Here is a 21,717-nt window from a genome sequence, read left to right on the forward strand (position 1 = left end):
TACTTCTGGGGTGCAGTTCATTCAGCGGACTTTTTCTTGAGCACTCGAAATGAGCGAATCCCGCCTCTCAACCGTCATCGACTCGCGCAGTGCCGAGCAGAAGGCGAAGGGCCTCGAAAAGGCCCTGGACGCGATGGATACTCCCATTCGCGCTTGATGCGCTCTACACGCGCTAATTGGCCGCCTTGATCGTGCGCATGATGCAGATCGGGCCGCAGCGGAAAGCACAGGGAGTCACAGACTTTCATGCCCATGCCTTTGCCGAAATTGACGTGGCAGGCCTAGGCCCGCTGACCCATAATCAAACAGCGGAGCCAGCCGCCTTTGCAGCGGTATCTATCGGATGTTTCATGGGTGAAGCACAGATTTTCTGTACCAAAAAATCAAGTATTTCTTTACCTTTGTGGTCAAGATACTCTTTACCAAGTTTTAACTATCGCGGAAGTGGCTGGATGGAAGCTTCTTCCTCCAGGCCTGCCGCCAGATAGTCGACGGCCAACTGCATGTCATCTGGTGTGGCTTCGGCCTATAGCCCACTGGTGTGGGGGTAGGATTAGCGTGTCGGCTGGTTGCGGCCAAAGCTTGGCCGGACATTAAGAGGAAGTGGCAGATATGATGCATGGCTCAGGGATGTTCTTTCCACTCATCGGATCTCTCGTGCTGATCGGGATCCCGGCAGCGATAATTCTCGGAAAAGCTGGATACAGCAAGCTCTGGGTGATTGTGGCGTTCATCCCAATGGTGAACCTGATCGCGCTCTGGATATTTGCGTTCGCCAAGTGGCCGGCGCTGCGTAGATAGCGGCTAGGCGCAGTTCGGTCATTCCCACCCCCGCATACTTCCTCTTCCAGGCATAGAACGTGGCCTGCGCATCCTCAATGGCTCTGCAGGCATCTCAGCGGATATGGCCCTACGGCTTGGCGACGCCCTGGGAGCTGGTATAAAACGGTTTTGCTTTCGGATCAATCACATGACCCGCATCAACTGCGTCCCCGTCGAAGAACTCAGCGGCCCTCACCTCGTGGCTGAGTACCGCGAGCTACCCCGGGTATTTGCGCTGGCTCAGAAGGCCTCGACGCGCGGGACGTTTTCACAGCCCGAGGCCTACACGCTGGGCAAGGGTCATGTGCTGTTTTTCTACACGCGGCTGGGCTATCTTGCCAGGCGCCACGCCGAGCTGATCACCGAAATGAAGAAGCGTGAGTACAAACCCATGTTCCCAGGTGTTTGCAGGGAGGATTTCCCGAAGATCCCGGACGCGTACTGGAACGATTGGGAGCCAACCATCGAAGCGTTGGCGCTGAACCGGGCCCGAATCAAAGCGCGCCGCGAGAGAAAGTAAAGGCCCAGCGCCTGTCGCGCTCCGCATTCCCGGCAAAAGCTGTAGGCCGGGAAATGGCGGAAGCCTCACCTCACTCGCGATAAAATTCCATCACCATAGAACAGGAATGCCGACCATGCCACGCTGGCGCTGGATATTCACCCAACTAACCCGCCGCCTTTGGGTGCGGGCATCCATCATCGGCCTCATGGGCATTGCGGCCGCGGCGCTCGCCGCAGTGATCGAACGCTTCATTCCCTGGCCGCTACCAACGACGATAGGCGCGGACTCCGTCGATGGCATTCTCAACATCATTGCTTCCAGTATGTTGGCAGTGACCACCTTCTCCCTCAGCGTCATGACGGCGGCCTACGGGTCTGCCACCAGCAACGTGACCCCCCGTGCGACCACGCTATTAATCGAGGATCAGCTGACGCAAACGGTACTGTCCACCTTCATCGGCTCATTTCTTTTCAGCATTGTTGGTATCGTGGTGCTCAAGACGGGCGCCTATGGAGACCGGGGCCGCTTTGTGCTTTTCGTCGTCACCATCGCCGTCATCGCCCTGGTTGTCATATCACTCTTGCGCTGGATAGACCATCTGACGCGCCTGGGCCGCGTCGGCGAAACAACCGAGCGTGTCGAGCGTGCTGCTCGACAAGCGATCAACGACCGCATGAGCAAGCCCTTTTTGGGTGGAAAGCCTCTGACCGACATGAAAGGGCAAATTCCCGAAGACGCCATCGCGGTCCGAGGGCAGGAAATAGGCTACATCCTGCATATCGACGGTTGATTACCCTCGTGTATTCGTCACTCCCCTCGATACTGAAGACTTGTTTGAGGATGCCTATATGCTGCTGGCCCGCGATGGTGCGGGGATGATAGAAATACAGCTGCGGCTCCAAAAATCGCTGCTGGCATTGGCGAGAGTGGGCGACAACGCGTATCGCCGTGCGGCGCTGCGCCAAGCGCAAAGCGCGCAGGAGCGCGCTGAAGCAGCATTGACTCACCCCGCTGACCTAGAGCGCCTGCAATCCGCCATCGCCCGCAACCAGCCCCCTATCGGATGAGCCCACCCAGACCGCGCCAGCTCAAGCCTATCCTGCTGGACCCTATGGCCTCTTGGTGAGCGATTCCTGCCAGTTTCCGGTATATCCGAAATCCGGGGCATCAAAGTCTTCCTGAACCCACGAGAGCGTGAAATCATCGACTCTCGGCTCACAGTACCAAGATGCGTAGCCTTCACCATCAACGGCCCACCAGCGGGCACTCTCCGGCGCCTCAGACCAATCCACCTTGTCATAGCTCATAAGCATTTCCTTGTCATTGCGCTAACCCGGCGCATCACTCACCCACGCTCAGCAATTGCCCTTCTTGGCTTGCCCAGGGGGGCAGAATCCGCCGTGGCCGTATCCGGGATCTGGATCAACGACCACCGCCCCATGCGGCGTATAGACCGCACATGCGGAGAGCACAGCCAGCATCGCAAATACCAACAGCAGATTTTTCACATCACCCCCTTATCCATGGCGTAACGATTTTGCCCCAACGGTCCGGCGAGAACGCTACGGAGCGTAACCAAACCTTAACCACGCCCCGCGCCTGATCATGGGACCAATATCGTGCGGGGCAAGACGCGATCCACGGCGCAACGGTAGAATCCAGAATTATGGATCCGCAAGTCATCGCTGCCATGGCCCGCTGGCCGGATGTGCCGGACGTCTACGGCTGGTTGTCGCTGTCGCGCCACGGCGCATGGCGCCTGCATCCGCAGGGGCGCGGATGGGGGTCGGACGGCGCCGATGCCCAGAGCGTCGAGGCTGAGGTCCCTCTCCACGCCGGCGAGGCGATTACCAATCGGCAGATCATCGACTTCATCGGTCGCAACTATGCGGCCGACGAGCAGGGGCGCTGGTATTTCCAGAACGGGCCGCAGCGCGTCTATGTGCGGCTGGACGGGGCACCGTGGATTCTGCGCACGGACCGCGATGCGCAAGGCGAGCCGCTGCTGAGGACTCATACGGGCCTGCACTATGGCCCAGTCACGCACTGGTGGCTGGACCAGGACGGCCATCTATACGCCCAGGCCGACGCGGGCGCCGGCCTGGTGTCGGGCCGGGACATGGCCGAGGTGATCGATGCGCTGCGCACGCCCGAGGGCCGCCCACTGGCCGAGCTGCTGCAAACCGGCGCCACGGCCTTTCCCGCCTTGCGGCTCGGAGCCGCCGGCCCGGCGGAGCCCGGCGCACCGCCGGCGGATGCGGCCGGCCCCTCCGCCACGACATCCGCGCCATTGGGAACGATACCGCCCCAGCGGCTGGAGGCGACACTGGGTTTCATCCGCCAGCCGATCTCGAATCGACGGGCTTCCGGTATCATCGGGAAAGCGGCCCACGCGTAGCCCGCGCGCCCAAAGACACGCATCGAATCCGGACCATCACCAGGCCATGCAACACGCTCCCTCCCGCAGCATTCTCTGCAACACCTTGCCGTCGCTGGTCTGGCGCTACCGGCTGGCGTTGTTTTTCGCCTGCCTGGCGGTGTTCTGCTATGGGGTGTTTCGGCCCGAGTCGCCGCCCGAGCTATTCCAAGAATCCGACAAGGCAATGCATGTACTGGCCTTCCTGGGTCTGGGCCTGTGCGGCGCGCTGGCCGTCCACGGACGCCGGGGCGCCTGGGCGGTGTGGCCCGCGCTGGTGGCCGCCGCGCCGCTGGTGGAATGGCTGCAACACGTGCTGCAGCCCGCGACGCGGGACTTCAGCCTGGGCGACATTCTGGGCAATCTGGCCGGGGCCATGCTGGCGGCCATGGTCTGGCGGCTGGCACTCGGATGGTACCGGGCGCGCCCGAAACCTTAATCCGGCATGGGCCAGAGGTCGCCGCGATCCACGCTTGCCTCGAGTTCCTGCAAGGCCTTGCGGACATTCTGAACGTGCAGCCTGCCGGCCTCGTCGGCGGCCTCTTCGTCCCCGGACAACACGGCGGCGACGATCCGCTGATAGTCTGCGAGGCGAATCTGCTGCAAGGCGGGAATCCGCTGCTGGGCATACAGGATCGGCAGATGGATCGTCGTGAACAGCCGGTTCAGATCGCGGTTGCCGCCCATGTTCAGCAGAATGCGGTAGAACGTGCGTCGGGCCGCCGCGAACGCCTTCGAGTCGCGCTGGTCGTAGGCCTCGCTCAGCACCCCGAGCACGGATTCGAGTTCCTCGGCGTGACCCGGGTCCTGGCAGGCTCGCGTCGCGGTGCGGGTCAGCAAGCCCAGGATGCGCTCCACGATATCGAGCAGATCGAAAGCCTCGCGGCGCGACAGTATGCGCACGGACACGCTTTTATGCCGCGACAGATCGACCAGGCCTTCGGCGGCCAGGCGCTGCATGGCCTCGCGCACGACGTTCCGGCCCACATGGAAACGCGCGGCCAGGTCCGCCTCGACCAGGCGCTGTCCAGGCACGAACTGCTGGGTTTCGAGCCCTCGCACGATGCCCCAGAACACCTTGTCCGAGGCGCTGAGCTGGGTCTGCGGTCGGGACGTGCTGCTGGCAATCTCTGTCGTTGCGGTCATGGCGGGTCGTTCTCCGGAGCATTGATGAGTGAAGACGGGGCGGCCTCCTGACCCATCGGTCGAGGCCCCTAATTTTCTCAGACTATTCTCTTATGTACGACAAGCCCCTTGCATCAGGCAAGGCGCTCCACCGCATCTGGCAACAGCGGCGCCCGGCGCATACCGCAACAGCGGCACACCCAAAGCCCCCATCCCCTGTCCTTGATCGATTCGATCTCATTTTGTATGATCTTATCATCCTACAATTATATAGCGTCAAATACGAGCCGCGCCAGGGATAGGCTCGCCTTCCGGACAAAAATACCCATGAAAGAAGCAGTTATCGTATCGACGGCCCGCACGCCCATCGGCAGGGCCTTTCGCGGCACGCTGAGCCGCACGAAATCCCCGACCCTGGCCGCCCACGCGATCCGCCATGCCGTGGCGCGCGCCGGCCTCGATCCCGCCGAGATCGACGACGTGGTGATGGGCACGGTGCTGTCGGCCGGGACGGCGGGCGGAAACCTCGCCCGGCATGCGGCGCTGGCCGCCGGCCTGCCGGTCGCCGTGGCGGGCCAGACACTGGATCGTCAATGCGCCTCGGGCCTGATGGCCATCACACACGCGGCGCACGAAATCATGACCGAGAGCATGCGCATAGTCGTGGCCGGCGGTCAGGACAGCGTGTCCCTGGTGCAAAACGACTATCTGCCCTGGATCGCCCGCGAGGCCGATCCCGCCGTCACGGCGAGGGTGCCGCACGCCTATATGCCCATGCTGCAGACCGCGGAGTTCGTGGCGACGAAATACGGCATCGGCAGGGACGAGCAGGACGCCTACGCCGTCGTGTCCCAGCAAAGAACCGATGCCGCGCAGCGCGATGGGCGCTTCGAGGCCGAAATCGTCCCGATCCAGGCCACGCCCATGGACACCGGCGCGGACGGCGGGCACGCCGCGCCGCACGAGCCGCCGCTGTCGCGGGACGAGGGCAACCGGCCCGGCACCACGCTCCAGAGCCTCGCCGCGCTCAAGCCCGTGGTCGAAGGCGGCACTATCACCGCCGGCAACGCCAGCCAATTGTCGGACGGCGCATCGGCCTGCGTCGTCATGGACGGCGCCTTGGCCCAGAGCCGGGGCCTGAACCCGCTGGGCGCCTACCGCGGCTCGGTCGTGGTGGGCTGCGCGCCCGAGGAGATGGGCCTCGGGCCGATCTACGCAATCCCCAAGCTGCTGCAGCGCCATGGCCTGACGGTCGATGACATCGATCTCTGGGAAATCAACGAAGCCTTTGCCTGCCAGGTCCTGTACTGCCGCAACGTCCTGGGCATCGACCCGGACCTCTGCAACGTGGACGGCGGGGCGATCTCGATCGGACACCCCTACGGCATGACGGGCGCCCGGCTGGTGGGCCATCTCCTCATCGAGGGGCGCCGGCGCGGCGCGAAGCACGTCGTCGCCAGCATGTGCGTCGGCGGCGGCATGGGGGCCGCGGCACTTTTTGAGGTGTACCCATGACCACCGGAAACACAAGCATGCCCACCGTCGTTCACCACACGCTCGTCGAGGGCGTCGCCGTGGTCGCCATCGACCATCCCCCCGTCAACGCGTCGTCGCAGGCGGTGCGCCGGGGCCTCATGGACGCCTTGGCCGAGCTCGTGCGGAATCCCGCGGTGACGGCCGTTCTGCTGACCTGCAAGGGACGCACTTTCATGGCGGGCGCGGACATCCGCGAATTCACCAACGAGACGATTCCCGAGCCCGACCCGAACACGGTGCACGCCCTGCTGGAATCTTTCCAGGTGCCGGTCGTGGCGGCGCTCTTTGGGACCGTCCTCGGGGGCGGGCTCGAGCTCGCCCTGGCCTGCCACTACCGCGTCGCCCTGCGCTCGACCTCGCTGGGGCTGCCCGAGGTGACCCTGGGGTTGGTTCCAGGATCGGGGGGCACGCAGCGCCTGCCGCGCCTGATCGGCGTGGCGCCGGCCCTGCGGATGATCGTCACCGGCAAACCGATCTCCGCGCCGGCCGCGCTCGACATGGGCCTGGTGGATGCCGTGTTCGACGAGGATCTCGACCGGCACGCCCTGGCATACGCCGCGGCGCTCGGGCGCGCCGGGCTCGAGGCGCGCGTCCTCGCACAACGCGCGCGGCGCCTCGATGCGCAGGACCAGCAGGCGATCCAGGCCTGCCTGGACGGGCTGCCACCAGCCGATCGGGGCGGATACGCCGCGCGCGCCTGCGCCCAACTGCTGCGCCTCGTCGACCAGCCCTTCGCACAAGGCTTGCGCGAGGAACGCGAGGCGTTCATGAGGTGCCGCGACACGACCGAATCCCAGGCGCTGAGGCACGCCTTCTTCGCGGAACGCGAGGCTGGGCGCATCCCCGGCCCGGCCAAGGATGCCACGCCGCGGACAATCGCCTGCGTGGGCGTCGTGGGCGCGGGCACGATGGGCGTGGGCATCGCGATGAGCTTCGCCAATGCCGGCATCCCCGTCATCCTGCACGACCTGGACGCCGGCAGCCTGTCCCGGGCCAGCGCCACGATCACCGCCTCATACCGGCGCCTGGTCGACAAGCATCGCCTCGCGGCGAGCGAGGCGGAGCGGCGCGGCGGCCTGATCCGGGTGGCGCTGGACGATGCGGCGCTCGCGCAGGCCGACCTGATCGTCGAGGCCGCCTTCGAGCAGATCGACATCAAGGAAACGATCTTCCGCCGCCTGGGGGAAATCGCCAAGCCGACCGCCATCCTGGCGAGCAACACCTCATCGCTGGACATCGACCACCTGGCCCGATGCTCCGGGCGCCCCGCCGATGTCCTGGGCATGCATTTCTTCAGCCCCGCCCACATCATGCGCCTGGTCGAAGTCGTGCGCGGAGCGCGCACGGCGCCGGACGCCCTGGCAACGGCGATGATCCTGGCCAAGCGGATGGGCAAGGTTCCGGTCGTCTCGGGGGTGTGCTACGGCTTTATCGGCAATCGCATGCTCGAGGGCTATTTGCGCGAAACCGAGAGCCTGCTGCTCGAGGGCGCGACCCCCGCGCGCATCGACGGCGCCCTGGAGGCCTTCGGTCTTGCCATGGGGCCTTGCCGGATGCTGGACCTGGCCGGCGTCGACGTGGCCGCCAAGGTCGTGCTCGCGCGCCAGGCCTCCGGCCACCTGCCCCCCGATCCCGCTTATCGGGTCGTGGTCCAGACACTGCACGACCTGGGGCGCCATGGCCAAAAGACGGGGACGGGATTCTATCGCTATGAGGACGGACGGCGCACAGACGCCCCCGAGCTGCCCGCGATCATGGCCCAGCTGGCGCACGCGCACGGCATCCGGCAACGCCCCGACATCGGCGCCGAGGAAATCGTGGACCGCTGCCTGCTGCCGCTCATGATGGAGGGCTACCGCATCCTGGAGGAAGGCATCGCCGCCCGTTCGGGCGACATCGACACGGTCTGGCTCAATGGCTACGGCTTTCCCGCCTGGCGCGGCGGGCCGATGTTCTACGCCCGCACGCTGGGCCGCGACGAACTGATCAGGCGCATGGAGACCTATGCCCGCACCCTGGGCAATGCCTTTGCTTACTGGGACGTCCCCCGGATCCCCGAGTGAGCGGCCGGGCCGGCGGCCCGGCGCGCGCCTCATTCCTTCCAGCGATCGACCAGCTCGTTTTCCAGGCCCATGACGTCGAACGCCCGACCCACGGTGTGATCGACCAGATCGTCGATCGAGGCGGGGCGATTGTAGAAAGCGGGCACGGGCGGCGCGATGATCGCGCCATAGCTGGCGACCTTGGCCATGGTTTCCAGGTGTCCGAGGTGCAGCGGCGTCTCGCGCACCAGCAAGACGAGCGGCCGCCGTTCCTTGAGGCAGACATCGGCGGCGCGGGTGATCAGGTTCGCGTCGTAGCCGTTCGCGATGGCCGACAGCGATCGGATCGAACACGGCGCAACCAGCATGCCGGCGGTGCGAAACGAGCCGCTGGACAGGGGCGCGCCAATATCCTGGGGATTATGGACGACGTGCGCAAGCGCCTCGACGTCCTTGACGCTGTAATCGGTTTCCTCCAGCAGGGTGCGTTTTCCCGCCGCGGTAAAAATCAAATGAACCTCGATGTCGGGCTGTTTTGATAATACACTGATGGCGCGCACGCCATATATTACGCCCGACGCCCCGGTAATACCGACGATAATACGCTTTCGCCCCACTGGATGAATTCCTGTAAATCAATAAATAAAATCAGATAATCAATTTCATCGATCGAATATACCCGCGAAAGCCGCGGATATATTCGTCAGACGACCTCGATCTTGAACGACACCTGGCCCCAGCCGCCCGCACAGAATCCGCTGTCCTGGCAACTGAAGGCATTCCACCACATTTCGCCGGGGTCGCGGCCATCGGCGATCCGGTCGTGGGCCATCACGGCATGCAAGGTCATGGGCGCCACAGCGTATATACAATTGTGCGGCCGCGAACCGCCCTTGATGAGCCCGGCCGCACTGACCTCTATGGTGTCGCCGATCTGGTAGCCGGCCGCACAGCCGTGGCTTGCCACGACCCGCGCCACGACCGTGCGGCGGTTGGCCTCGCCCAGGACCTCGGCGGCCTTGCGGCGATGCGGGTCCGCCCTGAACTCGGCCATTTCCGCGTCCGTATAGCCCATGTTCTTTTGGAACTTGTCCCAAGGGAAGGGTTTCTTTGCAGGCTGCTGCGCCGGCGCGGGCGCCCCATCGGCCGAATCATTATCCGGCGATTTTGCCTCGATATCCTTTTCCATTATGGTCTCCTTGACAAAAAGGACACATCAAAAAACTATAGATCAGAAGCCTCTGGAAAGCAACGACTTGATATAATCACTTTGTTGCGCGCGAACGCGCTCGGCCTGATCCGCGGAAACCCAATCATTCAAATCGACGGATTCGAAAACACCACGAACATATCGGTCCCGATCACTAAAGGGCGCGGTGGCATCGATATATATTTTATGCCCCAGCCCGGCGGCGCTGCCCTCGGCCAACATGCCGCTGACCTTGGCGAACGGGGATATCATCATGCGGTCGGTCAGGCTGCCGCGTGAAATCATCGCCCACAACACATCGTCGGCATTCCCAATATCGATATCCTTGTCGACCGCGACCACCCAGCCCAAATCAGAGTGCGCCGACAAGGCGCCGAACGCCAGGTTGTTCTGCAGGCCCTCGTCCCGATAGCTTTTCCGATTGATGCGGATGACGGCGCCCAGGCAGCCGCGCATCCCCTGCAGCACTTGGCAGGTATCGAACACGCGCGGGCTGATGCGCCGGCAGGCGTCGTAGATCGACGCCTCGGCGGGCAGCCCCATCAAATCAGTGGTTTCGGCGTTGATCGCCAGGGGGTACCAGTAATGGTAGCCGGTGCGATGGGTGATGGCCGTCACCGTGAACGTCCAGACCTTCCAGGCCCGGCCCATATAGCCGCCGGCCTCGGGCATCATGCCCTTGACGCCGTCCAGGCCCGAGTCCTCTTCCGAGACCAGTTGGCTGGTGTCGATATAGCCCTCGAGCACGAGCTCGGCGTCGGCGATCGACCACGCGCCGTCTTGGGTCTTGCTCGGGACCACGCCGACCGCCTCGCCCTGCAGCGCGCCCGCGAAGGCGAGCTCGTCGTAGCCCATCGGCGTCAGTGTCTGCTGCGTGCTGCCCGAGGTCGCCAGCAGCACCGCGGGGCTTGCGCCGACGTTCACCGTGATGGGCACGTGGGCGAGTCCCTTTTGCTTGTACTTCCGCGCAATCTCCAGCAGATGGCGTCCCGCCTGAATCGTCAGGCAGGTGGAATTCTTTGAGAGCACGCGCATCCGGTGATACGAGCCGTTGAACGCGCCGGTGTCGGGGTCCTTGGCCAGGGCGATACCGCCGGTGATGACATAGCCCGCGTCATCGTGCGTCTGCTGGCCAACAGGAATCGCCTGGAAGATATCTACGTCCGTCAGCACGTTTTCCTGGCAGCGCGCCGTCCGGGTCTCGACCGACGGGATCGGCCGCAGCGCCGCATCCGCCAGAAACCGCGGGAGATAATCCGGCTCGACGCCGAACATCCGGGCGGTGCGTTTCCGGTTGCCAAAGACATTGGCGACGATGGACCTCCCGGGATGGCCCTTGACATTCTTGAACAGGACCGCCGGCCCGCCGTCGGTCGCCCGGATGATCGACGCCGCCTCGAGATAGGGATTCACCTCGCGGTCGATCTCAAGCAGATCCCCGGCCTCGCGGGCGAAATCCACATAAGCGCTCAGATCAGTCATGCCTTTCATACTCTTCACCCTCGCATTGGTCCGGGAGCCGATCACGGCCCCCAAAAAATAAACAGGAACGTCGGCACGCCATCAGCCCTGGGCCGGCGTCGCGACATCCCGCAGGATCATGGCATCGAGGGCGATGACGCCCTCGCCCTTGGGCAACACCAACAGCGGATTGATGTCCATCTCGCGGATCTCGGACGCATGTCCGGCCGCGAAGCGCGACACCCGGACCATCGCGTCCACCAAGGCGTCCTCATCGGCCACGGGCTCTCCGCGAAACCCTCGCAGACGAATCGCGGCCTTGGTCTTGTCGATCAAGGCGCGCGCGCGCTGCGGGCTCATCGGGCAGGCGCCGAAGGCCACATCCTTGAAAATCTCGACGAATATACCCCCCAAGCCGAACATGAGAATCGGGCCGAACGACTCGTCGCGCTTGATGCCCAGAACGACCTCGAGACCCTTTGGCGCCATGCGCTCGACCAGGAACCCGCTGAAGCGCGTCTCGGGATTGCGCGCCTGCATGGCCTGCGCGGCCGCCACCACGGCGTCGGCCGAGCCGAGGTTCAAGGCGACCAGGCCCAGCTCGCTCTTGTGCATGACCCCCTCCACCAGGCCCTTGAGCACCAGGGGATAGCCCAGCGTATCGGCGTGCCGCGCCAGCTCGTCGAGCGTGCTCGCGATCCTGGATTCGGGCACCCGGATGCCCAGCGCCTCCAGCAGGCGCTTGGACTGGACCTCGTCGATGAAGCCGCCGTCCGTGGCCGCCGGCAGTGCCGGCAGATCGAACCCCTCCAGGCTGCCTTGCGGCAGCGGCGCCTCATTCGCCTGGCGCGCGCGCGCCACGAGGGCGACCGCCGAGCGGATGCTGCGCGCCACCGGCACGCCCATCTCGCGGGCGCGCTCAAAGCCCGGCTCCTGCAGGTATCCCGAGACCGGCACCAGAATCCCCGGCTTGTCGCTATCGGACAGGACGTCCAGGGCCTGGGCGAGCCAGAGCCTGGAACGATCATCGCGCGGCGCGCCCACGCCCACCCACAGGATCGAATCGACGTTCTCGTCAGCCAACGCGATCGCCATCGCCGCGCGCGGCAGCTCGGGGTCGCTGAAGACCGCGCCGCCCACGTCGAAAGGATTGCCGACCTTGACATAGAACGGCAGCAGGGCCTCGAGCTTGGCATGCGTTTCCGGCGAGAACTCGGCCAGGGGCAGGCCCGCGGCTGCGCAGTCGTCGGCCACGATGGAGGCCGCGCCCCCGGACAACGTGAACACCACGAGTCCCTTGCGCCCCACGGGCTGCTTGTCCCGCCAGCGGGCCAGCAGAGCGGCGCTGCTCAGCAAATCCTCGGCCTCGTCGACCCGGATGATGGAGGTTTCCTCACAGATCGCGGAAAACACCTCGTCCGAGCCCGCGAGCGCGCCCGTATGCGACATGACCGCCTCGCGGCCGAGTTCGGAGCGGCCGGCCTTGAAGGCCACGATCGGCTTGCCGATACTCTGCGCCCGGCGGGCGACCGCCAGAAAACGCGCGGGATCCCTGAGGCCCTCGATCATCAGGGCGACCGCGCCGATGCCGGGCTGGTCCAGCAGGTAATCAGCGATTTCCTCCATGCCGATGTCCATGCCGTTGCCGATGTGCGCATAGAGCGCGACATCGGCGCCCGCATCCTCGGCATTGAGCAAGAGCCCGCCCAGCATGGCGCCGCTTTGCGTCACCAGCCCGATCCGTCCCCGCCGCTCGTGCCGCAGGGACTCGAACGAGCTGTTGTACCCGAGGGACATCCCGATGGCGGGATGGCCGGCGCCCAGGCAATTGGGTCCGAGCACGCGCAGGCGGCCGCGCTGGATGACTTTTTCCAGCTCGCGCGCCCGGGCGCGACCCTCCTCGCCCTGCTCTTCCCAGCCCGCGCTGCAGATGATGACCGTCCCGACGCCCATCGCCTCGCAATCCGCCACGGCATCGAGCGTCTTTTCAGCGCCCAGGCCGATCATCACGAGCTCGGGGACCTCGGGCAGATCCGCCAGAGCCCCATGGCAGGGCACGCCGAACAGCGTCTCGTACTTGGGGTTCACCGGATACAGGGCGCCCTTGAAGCCCAGGCGCAGGCAATTGCGCAGGCCCCGCGAGGCCGGCGTATTGGGACGATCCGACGCGCCGAGAAACGCGATCGAGGACGGATTGAAAAGCGCATCGATGCCGTGCACCTGCGCGGCCGCGCGCTGCGAGACAGCAGACTTCATGAGGGACTTCCTTGATCGATCGTAGATATCGCGCAGCGCCTGAAGACGCGCACGCCGTTCCCATCCAGGTCCGAGACCAGGCAGCCCCGGCCCTCGAGGTAATTCAAATGGGCGATGGCCTCGCCCAGCCCGAAGCCCATCTCGGCATCGCGCAAGGGGCGCCCGAACAGGGCCGGCAGCAGCTCGCAGGCATTCGTCCAGTCCGCGCACGCCTCCCAGAGGGCGCGCAGACGGTCGTCGTGATGCGCGAGGATCTGCCGCGCGCGGGCCGCCACGCCGTACAGCGGCTGGCGGTGCGATGGCAGCAGCAGCGTATCCGCCGGCATTCCGAGAAACCGGTCCAGAGAGCGGAAATAGGATTCCAGCGGATTCTGGTCGCCGCCGGGCCACACCGCGATATTCGGGGTGATTGTCGGCAGCACCTGGTCGCCGCCGATCAACAGCGCGCCGGACTCGTCCAGCAGGCTGAGATGGTCGGGCGCATGGCCCTGCCCGATGATCGGCTGCCAGAGCCGCTGCCCGATGCGCACCGGCTGCTGTGGGTCGATGAACCCGACCCTGTCGGCGGACAGATGCGAGACCTGCTCGTCATAGCGCGGCATGTGCGCGAGCAGCGCAGTGGACCTTTCCTTGGACAGGCCGTGCTCCAGCCACAAGGGAAACCGCTCGGCGATGATATCGCGGTCCGGGTCGGAATAGCGGCCCGCCACGGCGTATTCGCCCGCCGTCATCGAGACCGGGGCATCGAAGCGCTCGGCCAGCCAGCCCGCCAGCCCGATGTGGTCCGGATGGTGGTGCGTGACGATGATGCGATTCAAGGGCGATATCCGCGAGGCGATCCGCTCCCAGATTGCACGCGACTCGGCCGTATCGACCCCGCAATCGACGAGCACCCAGCCCTCGTCCTCGCGGATCAGATAGACGTTGATGTGGTTCAAGGCGAACGGCAGGGGCAGGCGCAGCAGGAACACGTCCTCGGCCATTTCGACCGGGACACCGACCTCGATGCGCACCGGGCTGTCGCGGGTATCCCCCAGCGCGCGAGGCCACGGCCAGAACTGCGCGGGAATGAAGCTGCGGCCCTGCGCGGCCACCGGCGGCTGCACGGCCCCCATCACAGGCCCATCTGCTTGGCGATGATCGTCTTCTGGATCTCGGAGGCGCCGGCGCCGATCATCCCGATGCGCGAGTCCCTGAAGTACATTTCCATATCGTAATCCTTGAGCACGCCATAGCCGCCCATGATCTGGACGCCGTTGTTGGCGATGTCAAAGAGCGCCTCCGACGCCCAGAGCTTGGCCATGGACATTTCCTTGAAGCACGGCTTGTCCTCGGCCAGATGCCAGGCGACGTGATAGCCCATCAAGCGCGCGATGTGGGCCTGCATCTGCATGTCGGCGAACTTGTGCTGCACCGCCTGGAACTTGGAGATCGACTGGCCGAACTGCCGGCGCTCTTTGGCATACTGCATGACATAGTCGATGATGGCCTGGGAGGTCCCCGCGTACATCATCGCCACGCTCAGGCGCTCGACCCCCAGGCCCTGCGTCAGGGTGTTCCAGCCATCGTGCAAGGTCCCCATCATCTGTTCGCGCGGCACCACGACATCGCGAAAGAAGACCTCATTGGTGTGGGTGGCGGTGCGTCCAAGCTGCTTCAGCGGGCGGATCTCGATCCCCGGGCTGCGCGCATCCACCAGGAACAGCGTGATGCCGTGGTGTTTTTTCTCGGGCCTGCGGATCGTGCGGGTGACCGTCACGATGTAATCGGCCACGTGGGCGTTGGTCGTGAACATCTTTTGGCCGTTCAGGACGAAATGATCGCCGTGGTCCTCGGCAAAGAGCTCGACCGAGGCCGCGTCCGAGCCCACGTTCGGCTCGCTGAGTCCGAAGGCGACCTTCAGCTCGCCGGCCGCAATCCCCGGGATGTATTTTTTCTTTTGATCCTCGGTGCCCGACAGCAGGATGTTGTAGCCGCCCAGGACCACGCTGGTGAAATAAGAGCTGCCCGCGCCATACCAGCCATAGCCGGCCTCCTCGAGAAAGATCGCCAGCTCGATCGGACCCAGGCCCAGGCCGCCGTATTCCTCCGGAAAGGGGATCGCCATCCAGCCTTGCCGGGCCATCTTTTGGTAGAGCTCCTCGGGAAAGCGGTCATGATCGCTGCACTGCCGCACATACTCTCGCGTGCATTCGGCCTTCATGAACCGGCGCACCGATTCCCTGAGCAAATCCTGTTCCGTCGTAAAACTGAAATCCATGACATCGACACCTTAAAAGAAGAATGGCCCGCAAAGCCGGGCCCACGCCCAGCCTTATTTCCCGGCGGGGCCGCGCTCGCGCGACAGGAAAGCTTGCACCGCCTGGCGGTGATCGGGACTGACGAATGCATCGCCCAGCGCCAGCGCCTCGCGCTCGAGCGCCGAGGCCATGTCCGACGACATGGCGTGATAGAGCAACTGCTTGATCGCGCGCAAGGCCGCGGGCGGCCGTTGCGCCAGCCGCGCGGCGAGGGCTTCGGCCTCGTCGTCGAGCCGCTCGCGCGGCACCACCCGATGCACCAGGCCCAGCCGATGCGCCTCGCGCGCGTCGATGAAATCGCCCAGCAGCAACAGTTCGAGCGACGCGCCAAGCCCCACCACCCGGGGCAGCAGATACGAACAGCCGAATTCCGGCGTCAGGCCGATCTTTGAAAACGGAAACGCGAACCGCGCCGACTCGGACGCAATCCGCAGATCGCACGCCAGGGCGATGGTCGCCCCGCCGCCCACCGCCACCCCATCGATGGCGGCGACGACCGGCTTGGACAGGGACCGCAACTGCTCGGCCAGGCGATTCGGACCCTGGCGGATGCGCTCGGCCCATTGTGGCGCCGAGCGCTCTTCGCCACGCGCGAACGTATCCTTGAAATCCCCGCCAGCCGAAAAATCCCCACCCTTGCCGGCCAGGATCACGACCTTGGCCTCGGGATCGGCCTCGATGGCCGCCAGGACCTCGATCAGGTGCCGCGTCGTCCGATCGCCCAGGGCGTTCTTGCGCTCGGGCCGCGCGATCCAGACGCGGGCGATACCGTCCCGCAGCGCGAACTCGAGGTCATCATACTCATCAACCCGCATATCGCCGTGCCCCCCGCGCACCCGCGACGCCGCGAACGGCCCGGGCGGCGCATGCCCTCAATACGCCATCTTGCTGGGCAGCCACGTCACCACCTCCGGATAGAAAATCAAAATCAGCAGCAGGATCCAGATGACACCGATGAAGGGCGCCGCCCCACGGGCCACGGTCATCAGCGAGGTGCCGCGCGGGGCGATCCCCTGGATCACGAACAGATTGACCCCCACCGGCGGCGTGCACAGCGCCATTTCAGAGGCGATCACCATCATCACGCCGAACCACACGCCGTCATAGCCCGCGTGGATGGCGATCGGCAGGAAAATCGGCACGGCGATCATGATCAGCGCGATGACGTCCAGGAACATGCCCAGCACCGTCAGGATGAGCAGGATCATGATCATCGTCGCCCAGCCGGGCAGTTCCAGCCCGGTGATGAGGCCCGCGACGAAATCGCTGAACCCGGTGAGGAAGAACACGTGGCTGAGGACCGAGGCGCCGATGATGATCATATAGATCATCCCCGCGACCTTGATGGTCGAGCGAGCGGCCTCCGCGACCCGGGGGATGCTCAGGCGGCGATAGAAAACCAGCAGCAGCAGCGTCGCGAACACGCTGGCCGCGCTCGCCTCGATGGCGGTGAACAACCCGACGAACATGCCGCCGATGATCACGATGAACAGCACGGCCGCCGGGGCGAGCTCCTTGAGGCCGATGATCTTTTCATACAGGGAGCTCTTGGTGCCCCTGGGCGCCAAGGTCGGATTGAGGCGCGCGTAGATCAGGATGTAGATCGACATCAGCACGGTCAGGAGCAGGCCGGGCACGATGCCGCCCACGAAGACCTTGCCGATGGAGACGTTCGAGGCGGCGCCGCCGTAGATCAGCATGATCGTGCTGGGCGGAATCAGCGCGGCCAGCGTTCCGGCCACCGCCAGGGTTCCCAGGCTGAGGGTCCTGGCGTACTTGCGCTGCTCCATCGCGGGGATGGCGACCGAGCCGATCGTGGCCGCGGCCGCCGTGTTCGAGCCGCTCATGAAGCCGAAGATCGCGCAGACCACCGTCGACGCGATGGCCAGGCCCCCGGGCAGCGCCCCGAACCATTTATATAAACCGTTGAACAGCTCGTCGCCCATCTTATGGGTCGTCAGCAAATTCCCCATAAAGATGAACATCGGCACCGCCAGGAGCGGATAGCCCAAAAGCTGGTTGAAGGCGAGCTTGCCGACGATATTGGCCATACCGTCGAAACCGATCAGGTATTGCATCCCGCCGATGCCCGCCAGCAGCAAGGCCATGAAAATCGGCATGCCGATGATCAGGAAGGAAATCATCAAACCCAGGCAGATCATCAGCCCAATCGAGTCGGGTGTCATGGGGTTTCCTCTGGAATTCTAGAGCGATACACGAAAGCGCAGGCGGGTCCAGGCGCGCCGATCAGGCGCTCCTGGCCCTTACATTGCCGACGAAGGATCTGAAGAACTGCAACGCCAGAAGGAAAAAGCTCAGCACGATGAACAATTTCCACGGAGACAAGGGAATCGCCACCGCATAGGCGAGCTCGGACATCTCGTAGCTGCGCACGAACGTCCGCCAGGAGATGACCACCATGTACAGACAGCCCAAGGTGCAGATGCCGTTGCTGAGCATATCGAGCCCGTGCCGGGTGTGTGCGCTGAGCAAGGCCGGCAGGGCTTCCATATTGATGTGCCCGCCGATCCGCAGGACCGGAGCGGCGGCGGCGAACGCCAGTGTCACCTGGACGAGCTGGACCACATCGAGCGACCAATCCGACGAACGATCAAGGACATAGCGCAGGATGATGTCGTACATCAACAAGCACGCCATTGCCCACAGCGCCAGCAAAGCCAGGGTTTCGAACAAGGAAACGACCTTGTCGATCCACCTGAAGAAAACGTGCTCTTTCGAAGGTTCCGATTGCATGGTCGTCTCCATGTGCCGTGCCCCGCCGGCGCCATCCGTCTTGTCTTATGGGTTGTACTTGTGAACGTACGACAGGCCTTCCTTGATCAGGGGATCTTTGTCCGCCTGGGCCTCGAACTCGAGACGGGTCTTGTCCGCCGCGTGGAGCCACAGCTTGCGCTCGGCCTCGTTCGGCTGATAGACGGTGACCTTGTATTTGCCCGGGGCCTCGGCCACGGACTTGTCGGAACGCGCCTGCAAGCCGTTACGCACATGCTCGGCGACCTTTTTCATGCCGGCCTCGACGATCCCGCGATCCTTGGAGTCGAGCTTTTCCAGCATTTTCTGATTGTAGATCACGTGCATCAGCACCCAGGTCAGGTCCGTATTGGTGACGTACTTGATCATCTCGAGGTCGCGGCGCTCGTCCATGACGTTGAACGCATTCGTCATGCCGTCGACGATGCCGCGCGACAATGCCTCGTAGACCTGGTCATTGGTCATGTTCACGGGATTGGCGCCGATGCTGCTGAACATCTCGGCCTCGGCGGCCACGCTGCGGATGCGCATGCCCTTGACGTCGTCGGGCACCTTGACCTGCTTGTTCGTCATCCCCAGGACCCGGGGCAGGCACATCGAAACGCCCGCGACCCTGATGTTGGGCATTTTCTGACGCTCGAGCGCCTTGCTGTACAGATCGTTCAAACCATTTTCATAGGTATTGACGATGGCCTCGCAGGTGCCCGCCGTCCAGACGGGGACGGTCTCGATGTTGAACAGCGGGATGGTCTTGGACATGTAGGGCATGTACCAGATCGCCATGAAGGCGGTCCCCTCGTCCACCGCGGTCCCCATTTCCTTGGTCGGCACGAGCGTGGAGCTGGGGAACACCTTGAAGGACACGCGGCCTTCGGTTTCCTTTTCGATGTTGTTCAAGGCGTCGCGGGCCAGCTCGACGATCGGGTTGCCGGCGGGCTGATAGAAGGCGGCATTGAATACGGTCTTACTGTGCGCGGGCATGGTGACCAGCGAGGACGCCGCCACCAGCGCCAAGCCCGACCAGAACGTCCGCGGAACCACTTTACCTAGAGTAATCATGTCTGTCTCCTGGGTACTTTGTTTATGACAACAGAACAATCGTGGCGATGGCACTTCACATCTGCCAGAATTATCCGTAAACTTTATACTACAAAATTGTAGTACAAATCAAGACATTGAGGCCTAGACCATGACAGACAAAAAACCCGGCGTCGTCCCCGTCGAAACCCGGACGCTGGCCGAGCTTGCCAGCGAGCTGGAAGGGATGCTCAAGCTCAAAGTGCCCCCCATCGGCATGAAACTGCTCGAGTCCGTCGAGGACATGGAGGCCATCCCGCGCGTGCGGCGACCCAAGAGCATCCACACCATGGACCAGATCGTGGCGCAGGCCACCCGCCTGGGATGGACGGTCGGCATCACGGCCGACGACCTCATCGGCGATCAATGCCGCTTCGTGGTCGGCCTGGGCAAGGATGACCCGGCCTGGCACACCGGCGAGCACATGAAGGGCGTGTGGTTCGAAACCGTCGAGGACGCCACCCGCCACCAGTCGGCGATGCACCGCGTCCCGCTCGGGACCTACCGGGCGCTGGTCGCCGCCCCCTTGCGCAAGTGGTCGGGCAAGCCCGAGGACACGCTGGGCACGCCGGACATCGCCCTGTTCTACGCGACCCCGGGCGCGATGATCTATTTCATCAACGGACTGCAATGGCGCAACTACCGCAACTTTGAATGGGGCGTCGTGGGCGAATCGTCGTGCGCGGATTCCTGGGGCCGGGCGCTCAAGACCCGCGAGCCCAGCCTGTCCATCCCCTGTTTCGCGGAACGGCGCTACGGCGGGGTGCTCGATGAGGAAATGCTGATGGCGCTCACGACCGAGGATATCGCCAAGGCCCTGAATGGAATGCATGCGCTGTCCATGAACGGCCTGCGCTATCCGTTCGCCAACTACGGTATCCAGATGGACGTCCGGGCGGGCATGGCGGCCAGCTACAAAAGCTGAGAGACCGCCGGCCCCGCCGCCCGCGCCCCGCGCGGGCTTTTTATAAGGAAGCAAGCATGTTTACTCCCTACCCCTCCGAACGCAGCCGAGACCTGGGCGAGCGCGTCGAGGCCTTTGTCCGCGAGATCGTGATTCCCTACGAGAAGGACGAGCGCCGCACCAGCCACGGCCCCGACCACAGCCTCACCACCGAGCTCAGGGGCAAGGCCCGCGCGGCGGGACTGATGACGCCGCACATCCTGCCGGACGGCTCGCACATGACCCAGCTCGAGACCGCCGCCATCCTCAAGCGCTCGGGCCTGTCGCCCCTGGGGCCCGTGGCCCTGAACACCATGGCGCCGGACGAGGGCAATATGTACCTGCTGGGCAAGGTGGCCAATGCCGGGCAGAAACGGCGCTTCCTCGAAAAGCTCGTATCCGGCGAGGCCCGCTCCGCGTTCTTCATGACCGAGCCGGCCGCCGAAGGCGGCGCCGGCTCGGACCCGTCGATGCTGCAAACCACGGCGCATCGAGAGGGCGGCGAATGGGTGATCAACGGCCGCAAAGCCTTCATCACCGGGGCGCAGGGCGCCGAGGTCGGCATCGTCATGGCCCGCACCGGCACGGGCGACACCGTGCAGGCCACCATGTTCCTGGTGGACCTGCCCCACCCCGCGATCCGCATCGAATGCCTGATCGACACCATCGACAACTCGATGCCGGGCGGCCACGCATCGGTTACGATCGACAACCTGCGGGTGCCCGACGACAGCGTGCTGGGCGAGGTCGATCAGGGCTTTCGCTATGCACAGGTGCGGCTTTCGCCGGCGCGGCTGTCGCACTGCATGCGGTGGTTCGGATCGGCCGTCAGGGCCCATGAAATCGCCTGCCGCTATGCGGTGACGCGCCAGGCTTTCGGCAAGGCGCTGATCGACCACGAAGGGGTCGGCTTCATGCTGGCGGACAACCAGATCGACCTGCAGCAGGCGGCCCTGATGATTGACTGGTGCGCACGGGAGCTGGATACGGGCAGCATGGCCACCACCGAGAGCTCGATGACCAAGGCGTCCGTCGCCGATGCGCTGTTCCGGGTGGCCGACCGCTGCGTCCAGACCATGGGCGGCATGGGCTTATCCCGAGATTCCATCGTCGAACAGGTTTTTCGCGAAACCCGGGCCTTCCGCATCTACGACGGCCCGACCGAGGTCCACAAATGGTCCTTGGCGAAAAAGATCAAGCGCGCCGTCCAGGCGGCCGCACAGCATTGAATACGCCCGCGGATTCGAAGGCGGGC

24 protein-coding genes are annotated in these 21,717 nt (G+C 64.5%); 11 read left to right on the forward strand and 13 right to left on the reverse strand.

Features of this window, described 5'->3' with window-relative positions; translation table 11 throughout:
• Window positions 1-197: 197 nt before the first annotated feature.
• From ABS761_RS13220 to ABS761_RS13240, 5 genes are all read left to right on the forward strand, one after another.
• Entirely contained in the window at window positions 198-488 is a 291-nt protein-coding gene (locus tag ABS761_RS13220) for a hypothetical protein (protein WP_350408804.1), read from the forward strand.
• 124 nt (window positions 489-612) lie between these two features.
• Window positions 613-801 carry a hypothetical protein gene (locus ABS761_RS13225; RefSeq protein WP_350408805.1) on the forward strand — a complete coding sequence of 63 codons (189 nt, stop codon included), beginning with the start codon at window positions 613-615 and terminating at the stop codon, window positions 799-801.
• Between the two features lie 169 nt (window positions 802-970).
• Window positions 971-1,342 (forward strand): pyrimidine dimer DNA glycosylase/endonuclease V, encoded by a 372-nt coding sequence (locus ABS761_RS13230; protein ID WP_350408806.1) that lies wholly within the window; start codon window positions 971-973, stop codon window positions 1,340-1,342.
• 115 nt (window positions 1,343-1,457) lie between these two features.
• The gene (locus tag ABS761_RS13235; protein WP_350408807.1) at window positions 1,458-2,114 is read left to right on the forward strand and encodes a DUF2254 family protein; all 657 of its coding nucleotides are present in this window, start codon (window positions 1,458-1,460) and stop codon (window positions 2,112-2,114) included.
• A gap of 58 nt (window positions 2,115-2,172) precedes the next feature.
• Window positions 2,173-2,391, forward strand: a complete 219-nt coding sequence (locus tag ABS761_RS13240; protein WP_350408808.1) for a hypothetical protein — start codon at window positions 2,173-2,175, stop codon at window positions 2,389-2,391.
• 42 nt (window positions 2,392-2,433) lie between these two features.
• Here the strand turns inward: ABS761_RS13240 and ABS761_RS13245 are convergent, their stop codons facing one another.
• Together ABS761_RS13245 and ABS761_RS13250 are read right to left on the reverse strand one after the other, a co-directional pair.
• Window positions 2,434-2,631, reverse strand: coding sequence for a hypothetical protein (locus ABS761_RS13245; protein WP_350408809.1), 198 nt, complete (start codon window positions 2,629-2,631; stop codon window positions 2,434-2,436).
• 48 nt (window positions 2,632-2,679) lie between these two features.
• Entirely contained in the window at window positions 2,680-2,832 is a 153-nt protein-coding gene (locus tag ABS761_RS13250) for a hypothetical protein (RefSeq protein ID WP_350408852.1), read from the reverse strand.
• Between the two features lie 158 nt (window positions 2,833-2,990).
• Here ABS761_RS13250 and ABS761_RS13255 point away from each other — a divergent pair, with 158 nt between their 5' ends.
• Window positions 2,991-3,722, forward strand: coding sequence for a DUF2946 family protein (locus ABS761_RS13255; protein ID WP_350408810.1), 732 nt, complete (start codon window positions 2,991-2,993; stop codon window positions 3,720-3,722).
• A 46-nt stretch (window positions 3,723-3,768) separates the two neighbouring features.
• Window positions 3,769-4,179 carry a VanZ family protein gene (locus ABS761_RS13260; RefSeq protein ID WP_350408811.1) on the forward strand — a complete coding sequence of 137 codons (411 nt, stop codon included), beginning with the start codon at window positions 3,769-3,771 and terminating at the stop codon, window positions 4,177-4,179.
• Here ABS761_RS13260 and ABS761_RS13265 read toward each other — a convergent pair.
• Complete coding sequence (locus tag ABS761_RS13265; RefSeq protein ID WP_350408812.1) at window positions 4,176-4,886, reverse strand: GntR family transcriptional regulator; 711 nt, start codon at window positions 4,884-4,886, stop codon at window positions 4,176-4,178. The two genes, ABS761_RS13260 and ABS761_RS13265, sit on opposite strands and share 4 nt — an antisense overlap.
• A gap of 306 nt (window positions 4,887-5,192) precedes the next feature.
• Between ABS761_RS13265 and ABS761_RS13270 the strand changes: the two genes are divergently transcribed.
• Together ABS761_RS13270 and ABS761_RS13275 are read left to right on the forward strand one after the other, a co-directional pair.
• A complete protein-coding gene (locus ABS761_RS13270) occupies window positions 5,193-6,380 on the forward strand; it encodes an acetyl-CoA C-acyltransferase (protein WP_350408813.1) in 1,188 nt (395 codons plus the stop codon).
• 17 nt (window positions 6,381-6,397) lie between these two features.
• Window positions 6,398-8,464 carry a 3-hydroxyacyl-CoA dehydrogenase NAD-binding domain-containing protein gene (locus ABS761_RS13275; protein ID WP_350408814.1) on the forward strand — a complete coding sequence of 689 codons (2,067 nt, stop codon included), beginning with the start codon at window positions 6,398-6,400 and terminating at the stop codon, window positions 8,462-8,464.
• Between the two features lie 29 nt (window positions 8,465-8,493).
• On the opposite strand, the gene ABS761_RS13280 is transcribed toward ABS761_RS13275, so the two are convergent.
• The 10 genes from ABS761_RS13280 to ABS761_RS13325 form a co-directional block, all read right to left on the reverse strand.
• Window positions 8,494-9,060, reverse strand: coding sequence for a UbiX family flavin prenyltransferase (locus ABS761_RS13280; RefSeq protein WP_350408815.1), 567 nt, complete (start codon window positions 9,058-9,060; stop codon window positions 8,494-8,496).
• 86 nt (window positions 9,061-9,146) lie between these two features.
• Window positions 9,147-9,632 (reverse strand): hypothetical protein, encoded by a 486-nt coding sequence (locus tag ABS761_RS13285; protein WP_350408816.1) that lies wholly within the window; start codon window positions 9,630-9,632, stop codon window positions 9,147-9,149.
• A 42-nt stretch (window positions 9,633-9,674) separates the two neighbouring features.
• Window positions 9,675-11,135, reverse strand: coding sequence for a UbiD family decarboxylase domain-containing protein (locus ABS761_RS13290; protein ID WP_350408817.1), 1,461 nt, complete (start codon window positions 11,133-11,135; stop codon window positions 9,675-9,677).
• 81 nt (window positions 11,136-11,216) lie between these two features.
• A complete protein-coding gene (locus ABS761_RS13295) occupies window positions 11,217-13,370 on the reverse strand; it encodes an acetate--CoA ligase family protein (RefSeq protein ID WP_350408818.1) in 2,154 nt (717 codons plus the stop codon).
• Window positions 13,367-14,485 (reverse strand): MBL fold metallo-hydrolase, encoded by a 1,119-nt coding sequence (locus ABS761_RS13300; RefSeq protein WP_350408819.1) that lies wholly within the window; start codon window positions 14,483-14,485, stop codon window positions 13,367-13,369. The genes ABS761_RS13295 and ABS761_RS13300 overlap by 4 nt, the downstream gene beginning before the upstream one ends.
• Entirely contained in the window at window positions 14,485-15,630 is a 1,146-nt protein-coding gene (locus ABS761_RS13305) for an acyl-CoA dehydrogenase family protein (RefSeq protein WP_350408820.1), read from the reverse strand. Before ABS761_RS13305 ends, ABS761_RS13300 begins: the two co-directional genes overlap by 1 nt.
• A gap of 54 nt (window positions 15,631-15,684) precedes the next feature.
• Window positions 15,685-16,485: an enoyl-CoA hydratase/isomerase family protein gene (locus ABS761_RS13310; protein ID WP_350408821.1), complete on the reverse strand. Its 801-nt coding sequence runs from the start codon at window positions 16,483-16,485 to the stop codon at window positions 15,685-15,687.
• A 57-nt stretch (window positions 16,486-16,542) separates the two neighbouring features.
• Window positions 16,543-17,856, reverse strand: coding sequence for a TRAP transporter large permease (locus tag ABS761_RS13315; RefSeq protein WP_350408822.1), 1,314 nt, complete (start codon window positions 17,854-17,856; stop codon window positions 16,543-16,545).
• Between the two features lie 61 nt (window positions 17,857-17,917).
• Window positions 17,918-18,424 (reverse strand): TRAP transporter small permease, encoded by a 507-nt coding sequence (locus ABS761_RS13320; RefSeq protein WP_350408823.1) that lies wholly within the window; start codon window positions 18,422-18,424, stop codon window positions 17,918-17,920.
• A gap of 45 nt (window positions 18,425-18,469) precedes the next feature.
• Entirely contained in the window at window positions 18,470-19,501 is a 1,032-nt protein-coding gene (locus tag ABS761_RS13325) for a TRAP transporter substrate-binding protein (protein ID WP_350408824.1), read from the reverse strand.
• A 130-nt stretch (window positions 19,502-19,631) separates the two neighbouring features.
• On the opposite strand from ABS761_RS13325, the gene ABS761_RS13330 reads away from it, so the two are divergent.
• Together ABS761_RS13330 and ABS761_RS13335 are read left to right on the forward strand one after the other, a co-directional pair.
• A complete protein-coding gene (locus ABS761_RS13330; RefSeq protein ID WP_502881437.1) occupies window positions 19,632-20,444 on the forward strand; it encodes a DUF169 domain-containing protein in 813 nt (270 codons plus the stop codon).
• A gap of 56 nt (window positions 20,445-20,500) precedes the next feature.
• Window positions 20,501-21,691 (forward strand): acyl-CoA dehydrogenase family protein, encoded by a 1,191-nt coding sequence (locus tag ABS761_RS13335; RefSeq protein WP_350408825.1) that lies wholly within the window; start codon window positions 20,501-20,503, stop codon window positions 21,689-21,691.
• Window positions 21,692-21,717 lie beyond the last annotated feature (26 nt).

It is taken from the genome of Castellaniella sp. GW247-6E4, from assembly GCF_040276065.1.
In the GTDB taxonomy this organism is placed as follows: Bacteria; Pseudomonadota; Gammaproteobacteria; order Burkholderiales; family Burkholderiaceae_B; genus Castellaniella.

What these genes read in the sequence shown, in the direction of transcription:
- ABS761_RS13220 (WP_350408804.1), top strand. Translation starts at nt 198, where the DNA reads ATGATGCAGATCGGGCCGCAGCGGAAAGCACAGGGAGTCACAGACTTT.
- ABS761_RS13225 (WP_350408805.1), top strand. Translation starts at nt 613, where the DNA reads ATGATGCATGGCTCAGGGATGTTCTTTCCACTCATCGGATCTCTCGTG.
- ABS761_RS13230 (WP_350408806.1), top strand. Translation starts at nt 971, where the DNA reads ATGACCCGCATCAACTGCGTCCCCGTCGAAGAACTCAGCGGCCCTCAC.
- ABS761_RS13235 (WP_350408807.1), top strand. Translation starts at nt 1,458, where the DNA reads ATGCCACGCTGGCGCTGGATATTCACCCAACTAACCCGCCGCCTTTGG.
- ABS761_RS13240 (WP_350408808.1), top strand. Translation starts at nt 2,173, where the DNA reads ATGCTGCTGGCCCGCGATGGTGCGGGGATGATAGAAATACAGCTGCGG.
- ABS761_RS13245 (WP_350408809.1), bottom strand. Translation starts at nt 2,631, where the DNA reads ATGAGCTATGACAAGGTGGATTGGTCTGAGGCGCCGGAGAGTGCCCGC.
- ABS761_RS13255 (WP_350408810.1), top strand. Translation starts at nt 2,991, where the DNA reads ATGGATCCGCAAGTCATCGCTGCCATGGCCCGCTGGCCGGATGTGCCG.
- ABS761_RS13260 (WP_350408811.1), top strand. Translation starts at nt 3,769, where the DNA reads ATGCAACACGCTCCCTCCCGCAGCATTCTCTGCAACACCTTGCCGTCG.
- ABS761_RS13265 (WP_350408812.1), bottom strand. Translation starts at nt 4,886, where the DNA reads ATGACCGCAACGACAGAGATTGCCAGCAGCACGTCCCGACCGCAGACC.
- ABS761_RS13270 (WP_350408813.1), top strand. Translation starts at nt 5,193, where the DNA reads ATGAAAGAAGCAGTTATCGTATCGACGGCCCGCACGCCCATCGGCAGG.
- ABS761_RS13275 (WP_350408814.1), top strand. Translation starts at nt 6,398, where the DNA reads ATGCCCACCGTCGTTCACCACACGCTCGTCGAGGGCGTCGCCGTGGTC.
- ABS761_RS13285 (WP_350408816.1), bottom strand. Translation starts at nt 9,632, where the DNA reads ATGGAAAAGGATATCGAGGCAAAATCGCCGGATAATGATTCGGCCGAT.
- ABS761_RS13290 (WP_350408817.1), bottom strand. Translation starts at nt 11,135, where the DNA reads ATGACTGATCTGAGCGCTTATGTGGATTTCGCCCGCGAGGCCGGGGAT.
- ABS761_RS13295 (WP_350408818.1), bottom strand. Translation starts at nt 13,370, where the DNA reads ATGAAGTCTGCTGTCTCGCAGCGCGCGGCCGCGCAGGTGCACGGCATC.
- ABS761_RS13300 (WP_350408819.1), bottom strand. Translation starts at nt 14,485, where the DNA reads ATGGGGGCCGTGCAGCCGCCGGTGGCCGCGCAGGGCCGCAGCTTCATT.
- ABS761_RS13305 (WP_350408820.1), bottom strand. Translation starts at nt 15,630, where the DNA reads ATGGATTTCAGTTTTACGACGGAACAGGATTTGCTCAGGGAATCGGTG.
- ABS761_RS13310 (WP_350408821.1), bottom strand. Translation starts at nt 16,485, where the DNA reads ATGCGGGTTGATGAGTATGATGACCTCGAGTTCGCGCTGCGGGACGGT.
- ABS761_RS13315 (WP_350408822.1), bottom strand. Translation starts at nt 17,856, where the DNA reads ATGACACCCGACTCGATTGGGCTGATGATCTGCCTGGGTTTGATGATT.
- ABS761_RS13320 (WP_350408823.1), bottom strand. Translation starts at nt 18,424, where the DNA reads ATGCAATCGGAACCTTCGAAAGAGCACGTTTTCTTCAGGTGGATCGAC.
- ABS761_RS13325 (WP_350408824.1), bottom strand. Translation starts at nt 19,501, where the DNA reads ATGATTACTCTAGGTAAAGTGGTTCCGCGGACGTTCTGGTCGGGCTTG.
- ABS761_RS13330 (WP_502881437.1), top strand. Translation starts at nt 19,632, where the DNA reads ATGACAGACAAAAAACCCGGCGTCGTCCCCGTCGAAACCCGGACGCTG.
- ABS761_RS13335 (WP_350408825.1), top strand. Translation starts at nt 20,501, where the DNA reads ATGTTTACTCCCTACCCCTCCGAACGCAGCCGAGACCTGGGCGAGCGC.